General features: G+C 73.5%; 4 protein-coding genes and 1 pseudogene. 3 read left to right on the top strand and 2 right to left on the bottom strand.

The features are described 5' to 3' along the window. Both ACLEQD_RS38140 and ACLEQD_RS38135 read right to left on the bottom strand, forming a co-directional pair. Positions 1-733 (bottom strand): annotated as a pseudogene (locus ACLEQD_RS38140) (hypothetical protein); the annotation flags it as partial. Positions 734-822: 89 nt separating this feature from the next. Next, positions 823-1209 carry a hypothetical protein gene (locus ACLEQD_RS38135; protein ID WP_410390765.1) on the bottom strand — a complete coding sequence of 129 codons (387 nt, stop codon included), beginning with the start codon at positions 1207-1209 and terminating at the stop codon, positions 823-825. Positions 1210-1580: 371 nt separating this feature from the next. On the opposite strand from ACLEQD_RS38135, the gene ACLEQD_RS38130 reads away from it, so the two are divergent. The 3 genes from ACLEQD_RS38130 to ACLEQD_RS38120 form a co-directional block, all read left to right on the top strand. Continuing rightward, on the top strand, positions 1581-2576 hold the full coding sequence (locus tag ACLEQD_RS38130) for a class I SAM-dependent methyltransferase (protein ID WP_410390764.1): 996 nt from the start codon (positions 1581-1583) through the stop codon (positions 2574-2576). Between the two features lie 94 nt (positions 2577-2670). Further along, positions 2671-3471 carry a hypothetical protein gene (locus ACLEQD_RS38125; protein WP_410390763.1) on the top strand — a complete coding sequence of 267 codons (801 nt, stop codon included), beginning with the start codon at positions 2671-2673 and terminating at the stop codon, positions 3469-3471. Between the two features lie 43 nt (positions 3472-3514). Continuing rightward, a partial coding sequence (locus ACLEQD_RS38120) for a wax ester/triacylglycerol synthase domain-containing protein (RefSeq protein ID WP_410390762.1) occupies positions 3515-4180 on the top strand: 666 nt, incomplete at its 3' end.

Here is a 4180-nt window from a genome sequence, read left to right as displayed (position 1 = left end):
GCGCCACCTGCGCGCGCGCGAACAGCAGGCCCGCGGGGGCCATGGCGCCGTAGGGGCTGGTGCCCCGGGCCTGGAAGGGCGGCAGCGGCAGCTTCGTCGCCGTGCCCTCCACCTTCAGCCCCGTCGCCGTGCCGTCCAGCGCCACCACGCCGTCCTTCGTGGACACGAACAGCACGCCCGGCAGCGCGGCCATCCGCGCGTCCGCCGCCGGAGCCTTGCGCGCCACCAGCTTCGCGGCCTCCTTGCGGAGCGCGTCGTCGGAGTCCGTGCTCAGGAAGGCGCAGGCCTCCTGGCCCTTGAGGACGTAGCCCCCGAAGCCCCCCGTGGCGCTGGGGGCGCGCAGCGTCGTCACGCCCTTCACCGTGCCCGCCCTCACGTCGCCGTTGCGCGCGAGCACGTTCGCGGTCGCTTCCTGGAACACCTTCGCGTCCTTCACCCGCGTGCACGCGATGCGGCCGTCCTGCCGCATGGACACGGACAGCGGCCCCGCCGCGTCGATGCCCAGCGCCTCCATCGCCTCCGGCTTCGAGAGGTCGAGCGGCAGCAGGGGGTGCAGCTCACCGCTCCACGACGCCGGGCTCAGCATCTGCGAGTACGCCCCCGCCCGGGTCAGGAACGCGTTCAACCCCTGCACCTGGTCGAGCTGGGGGATGTGGAGGACCGTCACCGTGGAGGCGGCGACGCGAGGCGCGGGTGCGGCCGCCAGCGTGGCGGCAAGAGCGAGGGCGAGCATCCCCCCACCTGAAAGCGCCCCACCGCCCCTGTCAAGGCGCTCCCACCCGGGACGCCCACCACCAACGTCCGCAAGGCGCCCCGCCCGCCCTACGCCGGCAGCCGCCCCGTGTTGGCCCAGTCAATCATCCGCTCCGCCAGCTCCTCCGCGTCGCGGCGCAGGCAGGCCAGCTGCAACACCTCGTCGTCCGTGCACGCCAGCGCCAGGCGCACCCGCACGCTGTCCACGAAGCGCAGCACCTGCCCGATGCTCAGCGACGCCCGGTCCTCCAGCGCCCCCGCGAACCGCGCCACGTCCGCCTCCACCGCGCAGCCCTCCGCCAGCAGCGCCGCCACCAGCGCGGACCTCTCCACCCGGTGCTCGCGCGACCGCCCGTCCTGGAGCTGGCGCCGCCACGGCCGCGCCTCCCACCGCGCCCCGCCGGCGCCCATGGACTCGGCCCCGCACTGTGTCCGCGACTCCATCGCTTGCAGCATCAGCGCCCCCTCTTCCAGGACCCGGGTCCGTCCTCGGGCATGACCGGCGTCGGGCCTCCGCGCCCCGCGCGGGCTGGAGGCTTTGCTGGAAAAACGCTTTGGTCCCGGTTTCTTGACGGCCCCGAGGGACGTTCGAACTGTCATACGCGGACACCTCCGTCAGGTCTGCTTTGAGGGAATTGTCGGAAGGGGTCCCGGGTGGCTCGGGGACGGGGGGCGGGGGCGGATGTCTTCCCGGGGACAGTGGGCGGCCCCGGGGACGGATTGGGCCGGACCCCGGATTTCCCGCATCGTTCGGAGTCCTGGTTCCGGGGGGCGGGGTCGTCGGCCGCGTCCTTGTCGGGACCGTCACGGCCTTCCGGGGGGAAGCCATGTCGAACCTGCTCGACCTGCCACGTCAGGCGTTGATGGACCTGCGCTCGCGTCTCAGCCACCTGCCGCTCGTGTCCCACCTTCACCGGCGGCACGCGCCCAACAGCCTGGCCCTGTCCAGCCCCTCGCCGCAGGACTCGGTGCTGGCGGACCCGCAGCGCGTGGAGGTGTGGCGCCGCGCGGTGGAGCGCTACGTGCGCCCCAACCAGGTGGTGGTGGACGTGAAGGCCGGCACCGGCCTGCGCACCTTCCTGGCCGCGCACCAGCAGCCTCGCAAGCTGTACGCGGTGGATGACTCGCGCCTGCTGGACACCACGCAGTGGGTGGCCCGCCGCAACGGCCTGGACCGCATCGCCTTCGTGCGCGAGCCCACCTGGCACTTCCAGCCGCAGGAGAAGGCGGACGTGCTGCTGCACGAGCTGCTGGGGGATGCGCTGCTGGACGCGGGGCTGGTGCCGCGGATGCTGGACTTGCGCTCGCGGCTGCTCAAGCCGGGGGGCCGCATCCTCCCCAACCGCTTCGAGGTCTTCGTGGAGCCGGTGCAGCTGCGCGAGGAGGCGTGCGTCCCGTTCATCTGGACGCAGCACCTGCCCCACGTGGACTTCCGCTGCCTCCAGTCCCTGCGCGAGGCGATGAGCCCGTCGTACTTCACGCGCCTGGTCCGCTCCTACGAGGTGGACCACCTGCTGTGCGAGCCGGAGCCCGCGTTCGGGTTCGACCTGGAGACGATGCGCGCGGACGCGCTGCCTTCGCGCGTGCGCATCCGGCGGCCGGTGGAGGAGGACGGGCGGGTGGACGGCTTCTGCCTGTTCTACAGGGTCGCCTTCGACGCGGAGCTGGCCTTCGACGTGTCCCCGCTGCGCGAGCGCAACACCACGGCGATGACGCTCCTGCGCGTGGAGCCCCGCGAGTTCTGCCGCTACGACACGCTGGACTTCGAGCTGGAGCTGCCCAATCCGTCCGACCCGCGCACCTGGCGGTGGCAGTTCACCTGACGGCAGTGCCGGAGCCCGGAGTGATGCCCGGTGGACAGCCGTGCCGCCTCCGGGTGTCGCCGCGGGTGGGCGCACTGCCTAGCTTGCACTCCACATGCGACCGTACCGGCTCCTCGTCCTGCTCCTCGTCTTCGCCGCCGCGCTGCCCGCGGCGGCCCAGGCTCCGCGCACCGTGGCGGGTGTGTGCGGCCGCGCCAACTGGGTCTGCGTGTCGGAGTGCATCGACGCGGAGTGCGTCGACAAGTGCTTGCGCGAAGGGTGCGAGGACGCGCTCGACCGGCTGAAGGCCTGCACCAGCAAGGCGGCCTGCGCGCCGGACGACACGGCGTGCGCGGCGAAGTCGTGCGGGCGCACCTGCGAGAAGTCCTTCGAGCCCGCGCCCAGGAGCCCGGAGAAGCGGGTGGCCCACCCGTGCGAGGGCGACAAGGCCCCCAGGGGCACCCCGGTCCCCAAGGAGCTGGTGGGCACGTGGGTGCTGTCCGCGGCGAGCATCCCGGACGTGGACCAGGGGCAGGCGGAGCGCATCGACGTGCAGCCCCGGTCCGACTACGCGCGGGCGCTCCAGCTGACGCCCGAGGGGTGCTTCGTGCTGAGCACGCAGCTGGATGACGCGACGCTGGGGCGCGGCAGCACGCTGGACGTGCGCGCGTGGGGCAGGGTGGAGGTGAAGGACGAGGAGCGCCTGGCGCTGCGCACGCAGGACGGGCAGGCCGTGGGCCCGGTGTGCGGCAAGGAGCGCGTGGTGCCCCTGGCCAGCGGCAAGTTCAAGGGCGGCGAGTTCAAGTACGCCACCGAGGAGGACTCGCTCATCCTCACGGTGCCGGACGCCACGCGGCAGACGTTCCAGTTCGAGCGGGAGAAGCAGGAAGCGCCGGAGCCTCAACCCAAGCCTTGAGGAGGACCTTGCCCCCACGGGGCGCACGGGTGAGAAGGACGCCATGGCAGGCCGCGAGCGGATGGCGAGCATGGACGCGGCGTGGCTCCAGATGGAGGAGCCCGCGAACCTGATGATGATCACCGCGGTGCTGTGGTTCGACGGCGCCGTGGACCGCGAGCGGCTGCTCACGCTGCTGCGGGAGCGGCTGGTGGAGCGCTACCCGCGCTTCCGGCAGCGGGTGGTGCCCGGGCCCCTGGGCGCGCCGCACTGGGAGGACGCGCCGGACTTCCTCCTGGAGGAGCACCTGTCCACGCTGCGCGTGCCGGCCTCGACGGGGCTCGCGGGGCTGGAGGCGCTCGTCGGGGACTGGATGGGCGTGCCGCTGGAGCGCTCGCGTCCGCTGTGGCACTTCCACCTGGTGCACGGCGCGCAGGGCGGGGACGTGCTGCTCGCGCGGCTGCACCACTGCATGGCGGACGGCATCGCGCTGGCGCGGGTGCTGCTGTCGCTCACGGAGCCGGTGGACGCGGCGGGGGCTCCCGAGCGCACGGAGGCCCCGGAGGTCTGGAGTGGAGGCGCCCCCTCCGAAGCGGAGCGGCGGCCCCAGGCTCCAGGCTGGATGCGGCTTGCCCGGGGCGCACGCTCGGCGCTGCGGAAGGGGCGCGGAGCTGGTGCGCGAGCCCATCCTCGCGGGGGGACCTGGTGCGCGAGGGCGCGAAGGGCGCGG

It is taken from the genome of Corallococcus sp. 4LFB (assembly GCF_046520365.1).
GTDB lineage: Bacteria > Myxococcota > Myxococcia > Myxococcales > Myxococcaceae > Corallococcus > Corallococcus caeni.
This window is presented reverse-complemented; position numbering and strand designations above follow the sequence as displayed.